The organism is Streptomyces sp. NPDC044063 (assembly GCF_056434285.1).
Window position 1 is genome coordinate 117,191 of sequence record NZ_JBWKFM010000007.1, and the last position, 17,453, is coordinate 134,643.

The following is a 17,453-nucleotide window of genomic DNA, read 5'->3' on the forward strand; positions in this document are numbered from 1 at the left end:
TTCAGGCGCCCGGGCCTGTGGCCTGCGCCAGGAGGTCAGTGTTCGCCTTCACGTCGTGTCCGAGCGTCATCGCTTGGCGGGGGAGCTCGCCGAGGAGTTCGAGCAGGAGCTCGGTGCCCGGCAGGTCGGCCGGGAGAAGGCCGAAGACGTCGGGGTAGCGGTCTTCGGTCCCGGCGGTGAAGAAGTCGCTGGCTGCCACGGTGCGGCCCTCGTCGAGGAGGGCGGGTTCAGCTCCCGGAACGATCTGGGGGAGGAGGATGTGGGCGGCCTGTCCTTCAGTGGCCAGGGTCAAGCCGAGCCAGGTGGAGAGCTGGTCGGGGAAGAACTGGGGCTTGAGTTCCTTGCCGCTCTCCTTCCACAAGGGGGTGCGGCTGCCGGCGTGAAGGGCGTCGGTCACTTTCTGGTGCTGGGTGGGGTGAAGTTGTTCGCCGCTCTGGACGCGTTCGCGGACCTGGTCGTACCAGTCGAGGGCGTCCAGGAGGCCAAGGCCGATGGCAGCGGCGGAGGGCCAGGGCAGGACCTGTAGCCGGTCCCCGTCGGGGCGGATGAAGACGCGGTCGTTCGCGAGCAGCTGCCAGCCGGCACGGGCCAGGAGGAGGGCGGTGGTGGTCTTCCCGGCGCCCTTGTCGCCCAGGGTCAGCATGGTCTGCCCGTCGCAGACGACGGCGGAGGCGTGCAGGATCGACCAGCCGTCAGCCAGCAGCTGGCCGCGGACCACCTCGCGGGCGAGGCGGGCGGCGGCCAAGGCGACGGGGACGTCCTCGCAGCCGTAGATGCACAAGGGGCCGCCGGGTTCAGCCCTGTAGACGAGTTTGTCCGCGGGCTGGGAGGCGAGCACGGTGCCGTCGTCGTTCCGGCCCACGTGCATGGTCGAGTTCGCGTAGAGGGCCTCCTCGTGGGAGTGGTCGGCCACGTACTGGGCGATCTCGGTGACACGGTCGACGTTGACGTCGGCGATCACCGCCGTGTCGGCGTCCGGGGTGGTGCTGGTGGCGTTCCACCAGGGGCCGAAGTACCGGCGGGCCCATTCGGTGACCACCGGCGTGTTGCTGGTGACGGTGGCGGCCTGGGTGGCCGTGGCGATGCGGGTGGCGGTCCTGGTCACTGCGGTCTTCTCCTCCGATGAAGGGTGTGCGGGAACGTGCAGGCGGGCCAGCGGTTCGTAGACGTCGCGAAGCTTGGCGGCCGCAGCCGCCAGTTGGCGGGCCTCGACGGGATTGCGCCGGGGGAGGCACACGCTCGGGGTTCCGGCGGTGAAGCGCAACGGGATTCCCATCCACTGCATCTCGTGGTTGACGGAGAGTTCCACCACTCGGTCGTCCAGGCCCAGGCCCGCGCGGAGGGCGGCGATGACGGCGCCGGCGGGGCCGCAGCGGGTTCGGCCCAGCCCTGTGTTGATCCTGGCCGGGCGGTCGGCCAGCTCGCGGCGGACCTGCCCGACCGGCACCTCGACCGGGCGGCCGTTCACACAGGTGGCCGACGCGCACACCACTGCCTGGTCACCATGCTCGCCGAGCACATGGCCCTCCACCTCGGCGGCAGGCACGCCCAGGAGGTGGGCGAGAGTAAGGCGGTACCGGGCGGTGTCAGTGTTCGAGCCGACACCATAGACGCGCGGGCAGCCCGAGACCTCGGCGAACAGCCGGGTCATGACATCGACCGGATTGGTCACCATGACCACCAGCCCCTGGTAGTAGGTCAGCGCTCGGGCCAAGGCGGCGATGACGGGGGCGTTCGCATTCAGTCCGGCCATCCGCACGTTCGTGCGGTGGGTGTTGACGAACTCTGCCCGGGGACAGACCACCACCGCCTCGCAAGAGGTCAGCTCACCCGCATTGGCGGCGTGCACTGCCCGGACGGGGGAACCGATTACCTGGCACATGTCCTCCAGGTCGGTCACCAGGGCCCGCGCGGAGTTCCCGGTGCGAGAGACGACGTGGACGGACTCGCACCAGCCGCCGGCCGCCAGCAGCATGGTCACGCTCTGGCCGACGGCACCAGCGCCGATCACCCCGATCGCACCGATCTTCGCCGCCGTCACCGGTTCGCCGCCTTCACGACGTCGGCCAGCGCGAGCCGCCACACCGCCCGCGGGTCCGTCCCGGCGACCAGACCGGCGGTCGTCGCATCCAGCAGGCCGCACACCGTCTCCGCCCGGCCCGTGAGCTTTCCGGCGTGTTCAGGCAGGGGCAGGTCGGGCGGGCAGGTCAGGTAGGTGCTGAGGATGTTGGTGGTGTCCATCAGCCACAGCACCACCAGGTGCCGCAGCCACTCGACTCGCTCGTCCGGGGCGAGGTCAGCGGTGAGGGCGTCGGCGAACTCCTCGATCCCGATCGCCGTCGCGTCGGCCGTCACCAGGTCCGGGGCGGAGGCGACCAGGTTCAGTACGGTCCGGGAGATCAGCTTGGCGGCATCGGTCTGTGGCCGTCCCCGGCCCAGGCCGGGGTCGAGGAAGACCGGCCGCCCGTCGGCGCCGTCGGGGAAGACGACGTGGTCGGGCTTGAGGTCACCGTAGATCACCGGCCGGTGCCCGGCCGCCGGAGCGGGCCGCAGCCGCCTCAGCCGCAGGACCACCGTGCCCAGCGCCTCCCCTACCTGCCCGGCTTTTCGCAGGTAGGTGGGGCCGCTGATGCCGTTGAACTTCCGGTCGAAGGTCGAGCCGATCCCCCGCTCGGTGATGGCCGCCTCGTCGACGGCCCGGGCGACGGCGGGCTGCTGGAGCCCCGCCAGCTCGACCACCGCCCGGGTCATCAGCTCGCCGGTCTGGTGCGGGTCCTTGGCCAGCAGGTCGGCCAGCGTCGGCCCCGTCACCGGCTCGGTGAACAGCACCCCGCCCTGGAGACCTGCCACCGGGCAGGCCCGGGCTCCGGCCTCCTGGAGGATGGCCAGGCCCCTGGCCTCCCGCTCCAGCAGGGCCCCGGGTGAGCCCTGGTAGGCGGCCTGGGCCGCGCGGACCTGGGCCCAGTCCCCGGCCGTGCCCCGCAGCACCGAGACCAGCGACAGGCCCAGCAGCGACACCTTCGCGTACAACGGGCGGCTATCCACGGTCAGGCGGCGGACGTAGGCGGTGACGCTCGGCGTGTGCTGGCCCAGCCGCACGCTGCCGCCCGGCCACAGCTCGGCGGCGGCCTGCCTGATCTTCTCGTCCGCGTAGACAAAGACCTCGGCGGCGGCGATGGCGCTCGAACCGGCGGCCATCACCAGCCCCCCGTCGCCGTCGTCACCGCGTCCGGCAGGGACAGGGCGGCCGGGGCCTGCCCGGGGCGGTCAAGGTCGTGGTGGACGGCGGCCGCCAGACTACTGGCCGCGGCGATGGTGCCCAGGGCCCAGCACCAGCCGAGCACGGGCCCCAGCCAGCCACCGCGGGCCGTCCTGCCGCCGGTCGTACGGCACGTGTACGTCACCGTCGTCTCCTTCTCGTCCCAGAGAGGTGGAGGCAGCAGGCCGCCGACGTGGCGAGGAAACAGTGATCGGGCGCCGAGGGCCCGCTGCCGTTTCATCCGCCCACGCGGGTCGGGCGGTGGTCTTCAGTGAAGGGCCGTACGGACAGGGCAGGGAGGGGCCAGGATGTAGGGCAGCTGTAGGCCCGTGTAGGCCAGGAGGCGACGGCATCGTGCCGACCAAACAGGAGCTCGCCCAGCTAATCCGACGCGCGTGCGAGAAACGTGGCTGGGGCCCCACCAAGCTCGCCCGGGAAGTCAGCATCGCCGCCGGGCGGCCCCCAGACACCCTTGAGCGCCAGTACGCCCGCCGGTGGCTGAAGGGCGAGCGGGCTCCGACGCACTGGCTCCCGTACGTCGTCCAGGTCCTCGACTTGGACTTAGAGACCTCCGAACAGACGCGAACCGCCAGGTTCGCGACAGCGGCCACCGATACCGTGGCATCAGTCATCCAGCTGGGGAGGCGAGACGTGCACCGCCGGAACTTCCTAGGCGCCACGAGCGGTTACGCCCTGAGCGCCCTCGCGCTGCCCGACCTCGACAGCATCACCCGCCGCACCAAGACCGCCTCAGCCGGAGCAGTCCGCGTCGGCGCTGGCGAGGTCGCTGCCGTCAAGCAGATGGTCAAGGCCCTCGGTGACGCCGCCGCCGAGCTTGGGGGCGGGCACGCCCGTCATCTGGCCGTGCGCTACCTCACCGACGACGTCGCCCCATGGTTGAACGGTAAGTACACCGAGGCAGCCGGCCGCGAGCTGTTCGCCGCTACCTCCCAGCTCGTCCACCTCGCTGGCTGGATGGCCCAGGACGAAGGCAACGATCCCGAACACCAGGGCCGGGCCCAGCAGTACTATGCGCACGCCTATCGCCTCGCCGCCGAAGCCCGCGACCCTGAACTGTCCGCCACCGCCCTGCGCGGCCTCGCTGTGCAGGCCATCGACCTAGGCTTCCGGGCCGAAGCCGTCCAGCTCGGCGAAGCCTGCGTCCACTACGGCAAGGATCTCGACAACGCCCGCGCGGTGGCCTACTACGAGGCCACCTTGGCCAACGCTGCGGCCCAGGACGACGACCGCCGGACGGCCACCCGCCACCTCGGCCTATCCGAGATCGCCATCGGCCGCTCTTCCGCCACAGCAGGCGAGTCCTGGGCCGCCCACTACTCGCCCGGCCGGTGGGCCCACGAGTCCGGCATGATCCTCACCCGCCTCGGCGACCTCGACGCTGCCGAAGAACACCTTCGCCTTGCCCTCGACATCCACGGCCTAGACCGCCGCCGCACCCGCGCCATTGTCCTGGCCGACCTCGGCGGAGTACGTCTCCGCCAAGGCGACCTCGATGGCGCCCTCGCTACCTGGAACGACTTCGTCGACTGCGCGGCCGGCATCCGCTCTATCAAAGTCCACACGGCGGCCGATGACATGCGCACCCGGCTCAACCGGTTCCGTGGCACGCCCGAAGCGGATGAGCTACGGCAGAAGGCTGTCACGCTCGTCTCGTGACCAAGTTCCGGTCAAACGCGTTTGATCCGCGCTTCTTGCACAATGAGTTCACGACCCTCACGCACCCCGGGAGGCCATACGTGCCTGTCCTCACCCCGTGCCCTGGAACCCACAACAACGCCTGGCGCCACGCCGAAGGCGCGCGAGAAGCCGCCGGCGTCGACCACGAACTTCAGCCGACCTGGGGCGCTCCCACGCACTGCGCCCGATGCGCCGACCGCGCCCGCATCGAACTACTCGACCTCCCCGAACTCCTCGCCGCCGTCTGGCTGGAGGCGATCCACGGCAGCCGAGGGCCGAAGACGGGCACAATCGGCCGCTCACCCGCGACGCCACGGTGGCCCGGGGAGCCCTCCCGGATCCTCACCGATCACATCGTCGGCGGCCTGCTCACCCTGGAAGACGACATCCGCTCGCTCCGGCACCTCCGCGACCGCCGAACCGGCGTCGCGGAAGGTGCTGCTGCCACCGCTTCCGTGCGCTTCATCGCCACCCACCTGGACTGGGCCCTGACCGAACACCCCGCCGCTGGCGAGGTCCACGACCGCCTGTCGGCCAACCCCGCGGCTCAAATCCACGCGTGGTACCGAGCAGCCGTGCGATTCACGGCACGGGACGCCCTGGTTGAGCGGTACGCGGCACCGTGCCCCCGGTGTGATCTGCTCGGCCTGTACCGCACGGACGGCGACAGCTACATCGAATGCCGCAACCTCGCCTGCGGCATGCTGTTGACCCGTGCTGAGTACGACGCGCACGCCGCTAGCTGGTGGCCGCCCAAGCTGCTTGACCGTTCAATTGCGTCACGCGTAACGTGATCCGCAGGCACCCGTGTGCCTACTCGACCATCAGCCCCGGACCTTTGTCCGGGGCTTTCGCGTTCGAGGGAGGATCCCATGGCGGAACTGATCGGCGACCTGCAGAACACACTGTGGACGACAGCCCAGGCCGCGGAAGCCGCCGGTGTGAAGACGGGCGTGATCCGCACCTGGGTCTACCGAGGGCACCTCGCCCGGGCGAACTCCCCCCGTTGCCGCGTACCGAAATACAGAGCCATCGATGTGGTCCTGGCCGAGAAGGCCACCCGCGAGCGGGCACGGCGCACCTACCGGGCAGCCTGACCACTCCCAGGGGGTGAGAACGTGGCCGGTCTCCCGGCACGCTGGACCGCATCCGCCCAGACCGGATCCCAGTGGGCGGCCACCCTCCGGCTCCTGAACGACGATGGCACGCCGATGAACATCGTCACCAAGACGTTCGAGTTCGTAATCCGCCCGAGTACGGCCGACTCCGCTTCGCCTCCACTGGTCAGTGTGACCACCACCAGCAGCCCCCAGGGCTACATCACGGTCACCACCGCCACAGCCACCCTCCAGGTCGTGCTCAGCCCGGCCGCCACAACCCTGCTCGGCACGGGGGCGCGGGCCTACGCCCTGTGGATGAACCCGGGCCTGCCCGACCAGGAGTGCCTGGCCGAGGGGACTTTCAACAGCCGCGCTGTTGCCGCGGCCTAGCCCGAGGGAGGGACCACGTGGCCGTTGTGATCGTCTCCTCCGCCGGTACGTCCGGCCCGCGCGGCAACAGCGTCCTCAGCGGCACCGGTGCGCCGGCTGCATCCGTTGGTGTTGATGGGGATTGGTACATCGACCGCACCACCCCGCAGGCTCTGACCATCTACGGGCCCAAGACGGCGGGCGCGTGGGGTATCGGCCAGCCCTTCGGAGGTGTGGCCTCGGTCAACGGCCACACCGGTGTTGTTGTGCTGACGGCTGCTGACGTCTCCGCTCTGGCGGTGGCCTCGAACCTGTCCGACCTCGCCAGCGCCTCCACCGCCCGGTCCAACCTGGGGCTGGGTAATGCTGCGACCCGCTCCGTAGGCACGACCGGCGGGACCGTGGCGGATGGCGGCGACGCGCGCTTCACGGACGCCCGCACCCCCACCGGATCCGCATCCGGCGACCTGTCCGGAACGTATCCGGCCCCCGCCGTGGCCCGAGTAAATGGGGTTGCCGTTTCCGGCACGCCAGCCGCCGGGTACGTTCCGACCGCCACGGGGGCCAGCGCCGCGACTTGGCAGGCCCTGCCCGCGGCATCGACATTCTCAAGCGGGCTGGTCCAGCTCGACGGCACCGCCTCCGACATCCAGCCCCTGGGCACCCAGGCCGCCGGGGCCACCGGGCAGGCGGCTGATGCCGGGCACGTGCACTCCATGCCGCGCCTCGATCAGGTGGCTGCACCGACCGCCGCGGTGAGCGCCGGCGGGCAGAAGATCACCAACCTGGCCAGTGGCACCGCCTCGTCCGACGCGGCCGCCGTAGGGCAGGTCGTTCTCCTGGCGGGTTCGAATCAGCAGGTCAGTGGCCTGGTGTGGTTCACCGACACCATCCCTCTCGGCCCTGGCATCACGCCCGTGTTCGATAACCAGCTCATTCACCTGCGATTCGCCCTCGACACCTTTCTCACCAAGGCGGGTGGCACCTTGTCCGGTGCACTGACCGTCACCAACCAGAGCGAACCGGCCACACCGGCCGGCGGTGGCGTCCTGTGGGTGCAAAGCGGCGCCCTGAAGTACAAGGGCTCCAGCGGCACCGTCACCACCCTCGCCCCGGCCTGACCACCACACCTCGACAAGTAGGAGGCGAAACCCCCGTGGCCCACGACGCTCCGCCCCCCGCCCCGGCTCCGGTGCCTGCTCCCGTTGTCGGCCCGGTGTGCGGGCTGTGCGGGCAGCGGGCCGTTGTCAGCTGGCAACGCCGCCTCACGCAGAACGAGTTTGCTGAGCACCTGGCGTGGGAGCAGGGCCGCCGAGACCGGATACGGGACCTTGCTGACCCTCAGCAGCCCCCACCGGAGTTCGGGCCCCTGCCGGTGCCGGGCGAGTGCACGACGTCCGTCTTCGCCTGCGCCGGGCACGCGATCGGCCTGGAGGCGGCTGCACGTGTCCACCAGAACACCTGCAGCGCTCCCGCCGCGGCCGACCTGCCCGGCTGCGATTGCACCCCCGAACCACCGCCCCCGGCCGACGCCGAAGTCCACCCCTCCAGCGGCGCGCAGCTGCTGCCCCATGAGTGGAGGTGAGGCATGAGCGCTCTACCGCCCCCGCCGGAGCGACAGTGCACCGCTCACCGAAGCAGCGACGGCGAACGCTGCAAGAACTGGGCTTTGCGGGACATGAAGGTCTGCCGCTACCACGGCGGCGCGAATGGCCGGTCGAAGGCGGCCGCCGCACGGCGCCGGGCCGAAGCCGCCGTCGACACCCAGGCCCGCAGGACCCTGGCCGCGCTCGGCGCCGAGCCCGTTGACAACCCCCTGGTGGCGCTCTCGCAGCTGGCAGGCGAGGTGAACGCCTTCAAAAACGCGCTCGCCGAGCGCGTCAACGAGCTCACCAGCATCCGCTACAAGACCGATCACGGAGAGCAGATCCGGGCCGAGGTCACCCTCTACGAGCGGGCCATGGACCGGGCCGCCAGCGTCCTCGGGACGATCGCCCGCCTCAACATCGACGAACGTCTCGCCGCGATCAGCGAGCGGCAGGCTGAGGCTGTCATCCGGGCCATCGACGCCGCTCTCGCTCACGCCGGAGTGACGGGGCCGCTGGCCACCGAGGCGAAGCAGATCGCGGCCCGCCGACTGCGCGCCGTCAGCTGACCCCACAGACTCGTCACGGTCACAGGGGAGGTGGGCAGGCCCATGGATGCTCTGCTCCTCGCCGCTGAACGCCTGGAAGCGCCGCCCCAGGATGTCTTCGCCGCATTGGAGTACGTCCCCACGGCCAAGCAGCGCGCGTTCCACGAGGCGACCGAGTTCGACGTCCTCTACGGCGGCGCTGCCGGCGGGGGCAAGACCCGCGCGCTCCTCATGGACGCGCTCCGCGACTGCGTCACCTACCCGGGGCTGCGAGTCGGGGCGTTCCGGCGGACGTACGGGGAACTGAAGGAGTCGCTGATCGCCGAGCTTGCGCAGATCGGGTTCGCGCGCGCGATCGGCGCCTCATGGAACGGCACCGAGTACGAGCTGAGGTTCCCAAACGGGTCGTTGCTGATGTTTCGGTACGCCGAGACCATCGCTGATGCCACCCGCCGTCAGGGCGGCCAGTACCAAAAGCTGCTGTTTGACGAGCGGACTCTGACCCCGCCCGACGTGTGCAGCTTCCTGGAGAGCCGGCTGCGCTCGGGACGCCGGGAGGTCCCTGTCCTGGGGATCCGCTCCGGTACCAACCCCGGCGGCGCCGGCCACGGCGCCGTCAAGGCCCGCTATATCCAGCCCACGAACTACGGCCAGAAGGTCGTCACCGACGCACGAGACCGCACCGTTCGGTTCATCCCGAGCAAGCTCGCCGACAATCCCCACGTCAACCCCGAGTACGCCAAGGACCTCCAGGGCCTGACCGGCAAGCTGCGCTCTGCCTTCCTCGACGGAGACTGGGACGTCTTCGCCGGCCAGATGTTCCCTGAGGTCAAGCGGGAGCGCCACGTCGTCGGGCCCATGCCGCTGCCGGCGTCCTGGAAGCGGTACAACGGCCTCGACTGGGGCTACTCCGCCCCCTGGGCAGTGCTGTGGGCCGCGGTCGACGAGGACGGCCGGGTCTGGGTCTACCGCGAGATCTACCGGCGCGGTGTGGGCGAGGCGGAGCAGGCCCAGCAGATCCTGGCCGCCGAGGATGATGGCGAGCAGGTGGCCGTGCGGTACGCCGATGACGCGATGTGGGCCACCCGCGGCGACGCCAAACCGATCGCGGGGATCTACGCGGAGAACGGCGTTCACCTCACGCCGGCCGGGAAGGGCTCGGGGTCGCGGGTCACCGGCTGGCAGCGCGTGCGCAGCTACCTCGGTGAAGGCCCCGCTTGCCCCCACCACAGGGCCCTGGGCTGGAGCACCTGCCCCATGCTCCACATGTTCTCCACGGTCAGTGAGCTGTACCGGGAGCTGACCGACCTGCCGCACGCGACCAAGGGCGACCCGGAGGACGCGGACACAGCAGCCGATGACCACGCGGCCGACGCCCTGCGCTACCTCCTGACCAACCTCGGCTCCGGTCCGCAGTTCCTCGTCCTCGACGAGGACGCCTCTGTCGCCACGGACGAGGTGCTGAAGCCGCTGGGGACGACGATGGCCTACCGGCCCGACGAGACGGTCGATGCCGGTGCGTGGTGGCTGGACGACGATGGAGCGCCGCGCGCAGGAGGGACGGTGGAGTCCCCGTGAGCCTGCGGACGTGGTGGCAGAGCCTGACCGGCGCCGGCCTCGAGGTACTGGAGAGCGCACCGGCCAAGCTCCCGGAGCGGGCCGGGTTCGAGTTCGGGATCGGTCCGGGTGGTCTGACCGAGACCAACCAGGGCATCGGTGTGGCCACCCGGACGGACCGCCGTTCCACCCTCAACCAGCTCTATGACGCCTACCTCGCCTGCCCGTGGGCCTGGGCCAGCGTGAACTCCATCGCCCGGACCATCACCGCCGGCGGCCTGGTCACCGACTGGGACAACGACAACGGCGACGGCGACGGCGACGTGGAGCAGCCGGACAAGCCGGCCGAGGTGCTGCTGTTGGAGCGGATGCTCGCGTACTGCAACCCGCGGGAGAACATTCGTCAGATCCTGCGCGGCGCGATCACGGACCTGCTCGTGTTTGGCGACGCGTTCATCGAGGTGGTGTGGCTCGGTAACCAGCCGGTCGCGTTGTACTCGCTGGATTGCCCGAGCATGCTGCCGATCGTCGACGAGCACGGCACGGTCACCGGCTACGTCCAGCTCACCGAGCTCGGGCAGCGCGCCGTCTTCGAGCCGCGCGAGGTCATCCACATCTCGTTGGACTCCCCGCGCTCGGGCGTCTTTGGTGTCTCGCCCACTCAGGCCGCGCTTCTGCCGATCACCGCGTGGCTGTTCGCCGCTGCCACGAGCAAGGAGATCTTCCGCAAGGGCGCGCCGCCACAGATCCACGTGGACTTCCCGGCCAGTGCCTCGGCGGCGGAGATCAACCGGTGGAACGCTCAGTACCAGCAGCGCAATATCGGGCCTCGCAACATCGGCACGCCGATCTCCACCAAGGGCGGGGCGCAGATCCAGGAGCTGGCGCAGTCCCGCACGATGGACTACCTGCAGTACCTGGACCAGAAGCGGGACGAGGTCATCGCCGCCTATGGGGTCCCTCCTGCGAAAGTCGGGATCATTGAGTCCGGCAACTTGGGTGGCGGCACCGGTGAATCGCAGGACCGTACATTCATGGTCAACACCTGCCAGCCGTTGGCTGAACTCGTGCTGGAAGCCTTCAACTTCCACCTCGCGCGCGTGGGCTTCGGTGTCGAGGGCTGGCGGTTGAAGTTCCGGGACGTAGACATGCGGGACTCCAAGACCGTCGAGGAGATCCGCGACATGCGGCTCCGCAACGGGGCGTGGAGCCTGGATCGCTACCGGGCCGATATCGGCGAACCGCCTGTCGACGGGGGTGACCAGCCGGTCCTGGTGGATCGCACCAACCTGGTGCGGTGGGCCGACATGGACGCGGCGTCGAAGGCGTGGATCGCGAACAAGCTCCGCGGCACGGCACTGGTTCCCGGTGCGCCCGAACAGGGCGAGCCGATCGCGGTGGAGAAGCCGGGAAGCGGTCCGGACACGACGGATAGCAGGTCAGGGCGCGTGTCCGGCCTTGACCGTCCTGAGTTGTCCGGTCGATCCGGACCGGCGGATGGGAGCGTGCCCGGGGAGTCCATCCGGGCGTCCTACCGGGTGAGGCTGCGTGAGGCGCTGGCCCGGCTACCAGACGTTGGGGACGACCTTGCGGCCTGAGGCGGCCGGGCGGCACCCGGTCGAGCGCGTGGCTCGAGAGGCGTTCGCTGCGGGCTGGGCCCTGTCCGGTGGCCCGATGACCGCGCGGGTCTGCGCGGCCTGCACGGCGGCGGTCCACACGGCCATCGAGCACGCCGACGACCCGCGCATCCTGGAGGTCACGGTCGACCTCGGCCGGCTGGAGGGCATGTGGGCCCTGCTGTTCAGCCGCCGCGAAGCGCAGCAGAGTGCACACACCCAGGCCGTCTCTGCTGCGTGGCGTTCGCTTGTCGACCGGGGCGACGTCGCTGCGGCGGTGGATGCCGTCCGGCGCATCGCCGGGCTGGGAGAGTCCCGGCGCCCGCTGAGCGCCCTGGCCGCCGGCGCCCTAGCCACTGCCCTCGCGCTGCTGCGGGCGCTGGCCGACCGGACCGGCTGGACAGCACTGCGCACCACGTTGCGGAACGCCATCGCGGCCGGCCGGGCGGAAGGCATGGTCAACGCCGTCGCCATCGCCGCCGAGCGCCTCGGCGCCGCAGGTATCCGCCTCGACTGGAACATCGCCTTTCAGCACGCCTACCAGTCCCTGGAACGGCTTGAGGAACTGTGGGCCGGTGCGGATGGCTGGCTGGCCCGCATGGTCGACGGCACGGCCGATGATCTCGGCCGGATGCTCGCCAGGGCCGCCGAGGAGGGTGCCTCTCGCGAGGAGATGATCGACGCGGCCATGGACCTGCTGACCGGCGAAGAGATCGACTCGGTGGCCTTCGCCATCGACTGGGCCATGACTACGGCCGCGGACGAAGGCGCGCTCGCGCTCTACCAGTCCGAGGGCGTGCAGCGGATGGACGTCATCACGGCCGGCGACGGCCGGGTGTGTGAGACCTGTATCGACTACGAGGCAGGCAGCCCCTGGACAACGCTCGACGTACCGCGGCTGCCGACCCATCCGTTGTGCCGCTGCTGCTACGCCGCAGACGTCAGCCTCAGCCACTTCGAGTCGTGGTTCGCCTGATCCGAAAGGAGGCCCGCGTGGCCACCCGCATTGGCACCGTCACCGGGATCGCCCTGGTCCCCGGGGTCTCCCGCAACGGCCGCCTGTACACAGCCGAGGTCATTGGCCGCGCTGTGGCCCGCGCCCAGGCCCGCATCGACGAGGGCACCCAGCCGCTGACCATGCTCACGCACCACGCGGCAGACGACGACTCCACCCACATCGTCGGCCGCCTCACAAGCCTCACCCAGGCCGAGGACGGCACCGCCCATTACACCGCCGACCTCGCCGACACCGACCACGCCCGGGCGATCGCCGCCTTGGTTGACAGCACCGGGGGGCCGCCGTTTCTGGCCGGGGTCAGCATCCGCGGCGCCTGGGTCGGCAAGGTCCGCCGCCAGTCAGGCCCCGATGGCGTCCCGGTGGAGACCGCGGACGATCTGGAGATCGACGGCCTCGACTTCACCCGCAAGCCGGGCGTGCCCGGAGCGCGAGTGGACAGCTTCACCCCCGCTGCGCCGGAGGCGCCGGCGGAGAGCGCGCCCGGCAGGGTGCTCATCACCGAGTCAGTGCTGGAGGCGCTGGTGGACACGACCGTCACGGAAGCCGACACCGCGCCGGCCCAGACCCCTGTCCCGGGCGGCGGCCCGTATGCCGACCCGGGGTACCAGGCGGACAAGAAGAAGCGGTATCCCATCGACACCAAGGCGCGCGCCAAGGCCGCGTGGTCGTACATCAACCAGGCCGACAATGCCCGCGCCTACTCGGCCGCGCAGCTCAAGCGCATCAAGCAGCGCATCACCAAGGCCCTCAAAGGCTTCGGAGTCACCGTCGCCACCCAGGAGGGATGGCTGATCGACCCGATCGGCCAGGTCAGCGAAGCCGTCGCCGAGGGCCTGGGATATGACGCGGATCCCGCGCACGCCGGGTCGATGTGCATCAGCCTCACCAACGGCCCCACCACGGTGACCGTCTCCTCCTACTGCATCGACCCGCACGACCTGGACGCCATCGGCCGCGCGGCCATGGCCGGCGCCTGCCATGCCCTGGCGGGACTCGACCCGGACATGGACGCCGACATCGACATTTCCGGCGCCCCGGCCGAGGACACCGACGGCGAACTCGAAGACGTCGACGACGACGCCATGGAGAGCGCCCTCACCCCCCAGACATCGGCACCGGAGACGCCGGCCGCCGACCCCACCCTGGAGAAGGAGACCGCCATGGCGGAGTCCACCAGCCCGGCGGCCGAGGCCCCGGGCACCACCGACGGCATCGACGCCCTCGGAGCGAAGATTGACAAGCTGAACGACGCTCTCGCCGCGTTCGTCACCGCCATGACCCCGCCGCAGCCTGCCACGCAGGAGTCCGCGCCCGCCCAGCCGGTGGCCGAGACAGTTCCCGCCGCGGCGGAGGTCACCGAGACCGAGGAGCAGCGCATCACCCGCCTGGTCTCCGAGGGCATCGCCCAGGCCCTTCCGCGCGCGGTCCAGGAGCACGTCGAGGCCACCGGAGGTCCGGCCCGTAAGGGGCTGGTCGTCCCGGTGAGTGAGTCCTCCGTCCCGGCCGCGTCCGGGCTGCCGGACGGTGCGCCGGCCAAGCCTCTGCACGAGTACACCCAGGAGGAGTGGCGGCAGTTCATCGCTCCGCTCACCGTCGGCGCGGTCCTCGGCGCCCGCGGCGCAGAGCAGCCCGAGTAGTCACCTACGAAGCCTCCTTCTTTGACCGCCAGCGCGCCTGTGTGCTGGTGCCGCCCGGCAGCGATGGTCACCCGCCCCGCCCATGTCCGTGGCGCGGGGCTTCGCCGTATCTACCTGCCGGAAAGGCACTGTCATGACCAGCCAGAATGAACTGCGCGAGGCGCTGACGGCGGCCGGCGCGGCCGCGCTCGTCCCCAAGATCATTGACCCGATGCTGCTGGAGTACCAGCGGCGCTACTCCCCGCTCGTGCGGGCGATCCCGAGCCGCAAGTGGGACAGCACGGTCTACTACTTCAACCAGCGCACCGCTCGCGGGCAGGGCGGATTCGTCACCGACGGCGGCGCCCGCCCGGTGAGCAACTCCACCTACGTCCAGAACTCCTTCACCATCCGCAACCTCCAGGCGGTCGGCGCCGTCACCGGCTACTCCCAGGCCGTGACCCGCCAGCTCATCGGGGACCTGCGCGCCCAGGAGATCGAGGGATCGATCCAGGGCCTGTACTGGGACATCGAGAACGCCGTCCTGTGGGGCAACAGTGGATCCACGCAGTACGGCGGGTACCCGCAGTTCGATGGCCTGGACTCCCTCGCCAGTACCTTCTCCGGCACGTCTCAGAACGCCATCGACTTCAACGCCGCGCTGTCGCTGGGCGCGCTCGACCAGCTCATCGACATGGTCGAGCAGCAGTCCGCCATGGCCGTGCAGGACTCCAGCTGGATGTTCGTGATGTCGCCGACCGCCGCCTCACGCGTCGCGCAGCTGCTGACCGCTCAGCAGCGTTTCGTCGACCGCGTGGAGATCGCCAGCGGCCTCAACGTCCTCACCTACCGCGACGTCCCGCTGGTGAAGACAAGCTTCCTGTCCGCGCGGGCGTTCAGCATGGGCACCGTCACCACCGCCACCTCCACCAGCGGCGGCTCCCTGGCCGCGGCGACGTACTACTACCGGATCGTGCCGGTCATCGCCCGCCAGGGCGAGGTCCTGCCCTCGGCCGAGGTCTCCCAGGCCACCACCGGCGCCACCTCCACCGTCACACTCAGCTTCAGCACCCCGACCGGCCTCGACGGCGCGCAGCCCAACCTCTACAAGGTTTTCCGCTCCGTCTCCACCGGCACGGAAACCCTGCTGGGCTACGTGGATGCCACCGTGGGCGTCGGGGCCGACGGGGTCACCCCGATCCTGACCACGAGCATCGTCGACGACGGCGTAACCCTGACCCCGAAGAACGGCAGCACGGTTCCCGCGACCAACCCAGCCGCCTACGTGGGCACCAACAGCTCCATGAAGCCGCAGTCCACGGGCCAGGAGAACGTGTACCTGATGTCCCGCAACCAGGACTTCGTGGTCCGCCCCTACGTGCGCGAGCTCACCCCGCTGGACGTCTACCCGACCACCAGCGGCCCCGACCAGCTCCCCTTCGCGATCGTCTCGGACACCACCCTCGCGGTTCGGGGCCCGAAGTACCTGGGGCGGCTGGCCCGGGTCACCAACACCCTCGCCAGCTGACCGCCCCCGGGCGCTGCGGCACATACCTCCCCCTGGTGTGCCGCAGTGCCCCTTCTGCGAAAGGAGCGAACCTGATGCCGCTCATCCGTAAGGAGCGCGCCGGCAGCGACTCCCATGGCCATACCTGGCCAGAAGATGGGGCCGTCGTCGACGTCGAGGACCCCGGCCAGGCCGCTGCGCTCCTCGCGATCCCCGACGGTGGGTTCAGCGAGGTCACCCCCAACGCGCGGCGATCCGGCAGCACGCCGGGGCCCGACAGCCGGACACCGTCGGAGTTCGGCGAGGTCGACCCGCGAGCCGACGAGCTGGAAGCGCCCAAGAGCGCCGGCCGTCGCGGCCGCCGACCTGCTGTTCAGGAGTAGTCCATGGCTGCGGACTCCCCGGCGCCGCTCGCGACCTCGGTGGACCTGGCATCCGGGCAGTTCGCCGATCTCGTCCGGGACTACGCGCCCGACGCCCTCGGCCAGCTCATGATCGAGGCCACCCGCCAGTGCGAGGGCATCACCGGACGCCGCCTGGCCCCCTTCACGGGCGTGCCGGAGTCGCACAGGGCCCAGGGCATCGACCCCGACGAGTACACCGAGGCCGCCGGGCTGCCCATGGACATCCAGGGCACGCTCGGCCGTTCCTATGCCGATGCCCTCGGCTCCGGGGATCAGGTCCGGCACGTCTGGCTGAACGAATTCGCCCCCCGCTACCCCGAGATGTGGACCTACGCCAACCTCCACGTCACGATCCTCCGCTCCTACGGCGGGTCGCAGACCGTCAGCGCGGCCTCACTGATCGGCGCCGAGGCCGACTCGGGCCACGTCTGGTTCAGCCTGGGGACGTTCCTGCCCATCGGTTCCCTCATCCGCATCACCTACGACGGTGGATACGCCACCGTCCCTGCTGACCTGGGCCGCGCCTGCAAGCTCCTCGCCGCCAGCCTGGTCCTGGGCGAAATCGATCCGGCCGGCACCCAGTTCGGCCACGACCGGGGCGTCCTGACCTCCCAGGCCGAGGCGATCCTGTGCAACTACCAGCGCACGTGAACACGGCGGAGGTGATCGGGTGAGCAGCTCCGACGCGGCAGCCAGGGAAGCGGCCTGGCTGACCGCATACGACCCCGCCGACGGCCTCCCTGCGCTGCACACGTCGTTCGGCGGCCCCTTCGACATCGTCCAGGCCTACCTTCCGCGCACCCCCGCGCAGCGCCGCACCCAGCTGTACGTGCTGCGCCGCCAGCTGCGCGAGGAACGCACCGCCCACGTGCGCCGCATGGCCAGGCATCTGTTCGAGCTGCGCATCGTCTGGCCGTCCTCATCGCCCACCGGTAGCAGCGAGGAGGTGCAGCAGGCCCTCGATGACGCCGTGGAGATGGTGCTGCAGCGCATCGGCGGCCTGATGCTCGACAAGACGCACGGCGGCCGGTTCCTGTCCGTGGCTGAGAACCCGCCCGAAGTCACGGTCGACTTCGCCGATCCCGAGCCGAGTCTGCGTGACCGCGCCGACCTTCGGTGCACGGTCACCTACTGGGCGGACGACGCCGAGATCAACGGCTGACGCCCCGCCCGGC

17 protein-coding genes are annotated in these 17,453 nt (G+C 70.5%); 15 read left to right on the forward strand and 2 right to left on the reverse strand.

Annotated elements, in window-relative coordinates; genetic code table 11:
• Window position 1: 1 nt before the first annotated feature.
• Window positions 2–2,041, reverse strand: coding sequence for a lactate/malate family dehydrogenase (locus AC07BS_RS11800; RefSeq protein WP_478931697.1), 2,040 nt, complete (start codon window positions 2,039–2,041; stop codon window positions 2–4).
• Complete coding sequence (locus AC07BS_RS11805) at window positions 2,038–3,198, reverse strand: phosphotransferase (RefSeq protein ID WP_478931699.1); 1,161 nt, start codon at window positions 3,196–3,198, stop codon at window positions 2,038–2,040. The genes AC07BS_RS11800 and AC07BS_RS11805 overlap by 4 nt, the downstream gene beginning before the upstream one ends.
• 415 nt (window positions 3,199–3,613) lie before the next feature.
• Here AC07BS_RS11805 and AC07BS_RS11810 point away from each other — a divergent pair, with 415 nt between their 5' ends.
• The 15 genes from AC07BS_RS11810 (at window position 3,614) to AC07BS_RS11880 (ending at window position 17,440) form a co-directional block, all read left to right on the forward strand.
• The gene (locus AC07BS_RS11810) at window positions 3,614–4,936 is read left to right on the forward strand and encodes a tetratricopeptide repeat protein (protein WP_478931701.1); all 1,323 of its coding nucleotides are present in this window, start codon (window positions 3,614–3,616) and stop codon (window positions 4,934–4,936) included.
• Entirely contained in the window at window positions 4,933–5,751 is an 819-nt protein-coding gene (locus AC07BS_RS11815) for a hypothetical protein (protein WP_478931703.1), read from the forward strand. Before AC07BS_RS11810 ends, AC07BS_RS11815 begins: the two co-directional genes overlap by 4 nt.
• 78 nt (window positions 5,752–5,829) lie before the next feature.
• Window positions 5,830–6,054 carry a hypothetical protein gene (locus tag AC07BS_RS11820; RefSeq protein ID WP_478931705.1) on the forward strand — a complete coding sequence of 75 codons (225 nt, stop codon included), beginning with the start codon at window positions 5,830–5,832 and terminating at the stop codon, window positions 6,052–6,054.
• A gap of 192 nt (window positions 6,055–6,246) precedes the next feature.
• Window positions 6,247–6,447, forward strand: a complete 201-nt coding sequence (locus AC07BS_RS11825) for a hypothetical protein (RefSeq protein WP_478931707.1) — start codon at window positions 6,247–6,249, stop codon at window positions 6,445–6,447.
• Window positions 6,448–6,464: 17 nt separating this feature from the next.
• Window positions 6,465–7,547 (forward strand): hypothetical protein, encoded by a 1,083-nt coding sequence (locus AC07BS_RS11830; RefSeq protein ID WP_478931709.1) that lies wholly within the window; start codon window positions 6,465–6,467, stop codon window positions 7,545–7,547.
• A 71-nt stretch (window positions 7,548–7,618) separates the two neighbouring features.
• Entirely contained in the window at window positions 7,619–8,011 is a 393-nt protein-coding gene (locus AC07BS_RS11835; RefSeq protein ID WP_478931711.1) for a hypothetical protein, read from the forward strand.
• A gap of 3 nt (window positions 8,012–8,014) precedes the next feature.
• Window positions 8,015–8,581: a hypothetical protein gene (locus AC07BS_RS11840; RefSeq protein ID WP_478931713.1), complete on the forward strand. Its 567-nt coding sequence runs from the start codon at window positions 8,015–8,017 to the stop codon at window positions 8,579–8,581.
• Window positions 8,582–8,623: 42 nt separating this feature from the next.
• The gene (locus AC07BS_RS11845; RefSeq protein WP_478931715.1) at window positions 8,624–10,138 is read left to right on the forward strand and encodes a terminase large subunit domain-containing protein; all 1,515 of its coding nucleotides are present in this window, start codon (window positions 8,624–8,626) and stop codon (window positions 10,136–10,138) included.
• Entirely contained in the window at window positions 10,135–11,715 is a 1,581-nt protein-coding gene (locus tag AC07BS_RS11850; protein ID WP_478931717.1) for a phage portal protein, read from the forward strand. The genes AC07BS_RS11845 and AC07BS_RS11850 overlap by 4 nt, the downstream gene beginning before the upstream one ends.
• Window positions 11,716–11,791: 76 nt before the next feature.
• Entirely contained in the window at window positions 11,792–12,709 is a 918-nt protein-coding gene (locus AC07BS_RS11855) for a hypothetical protein (protein WP_478931719.1), read from the forward strand.
• A 17-nt stretch (window positions 12,710–12,726) separates the two neighbouring features.
• The gene (locus AC07BS_RS11860) at window positions 12,727–14,388 is read left to right on the forward strand and encodes a DUF6582 domain-containing protein (RefSeq protein ID WP_478931721.1); all 1,662 of its coding nucleotides are present in this window, start codon (window positions 12,727–12,729) and stop codon (window positions 14,386–14,388) included.
• 133 nt (window positions 14,389–14,521) lie between these two features.
• Window positions 14,522–15,895 carry an SU10 major capsid protein gene (locus AC07BS_RS11865; RefSeq protein WP_478931723.1) on the forward strand — a complete coding sequence of 458 codons (1,374 nt, stop codon included), beginning with the start codon at window positions 14,522–14,524 and terminating at the stop codon, window positions 15,893–15,895.
• Window positions 15,896–15,969: 74 nt separating this feature from the next.
• On the forward strand, window positions 15,970–16,257 hold the full coding sequence (locus AC07BS_RS11870; RefSeq protein ID WP_478931724.1) for a hypothetical protein: 288 nt from the start codon (window positions 15,970–15,972) through the stop codon (window positions 16,255–16,257).
• A 3-nt stretch (window positions 16,258–16,260) separates the two neighbouring features.
• On the forward strand, window positions 16,261–16,929 hold the full coding sequence (locus AC07BS_RS11875; RefSeq protein ID WP_478931726.1) for a hypothetical protein: 669 nt from the start codon (window positions 16,261–16,263) through the stop codon (window positions 16,927–16,929).
• A gap of 19 nt (window positions 16,930–16,948) precedes the next feature.
• Window positions 16,949–17,440 (forward strand): hypothetical protein, encoded by a 492-nt coding sequence (locus tag AC07BS_RS11880; RefSeq protein WP_478931728.1) that lies wholly within the window; start codon window positions 16,949–16,951, stop codon window positions 17,438–17,440.
• Window positions 17,441–17,453 lie beyond the last annotated feature (13 nt).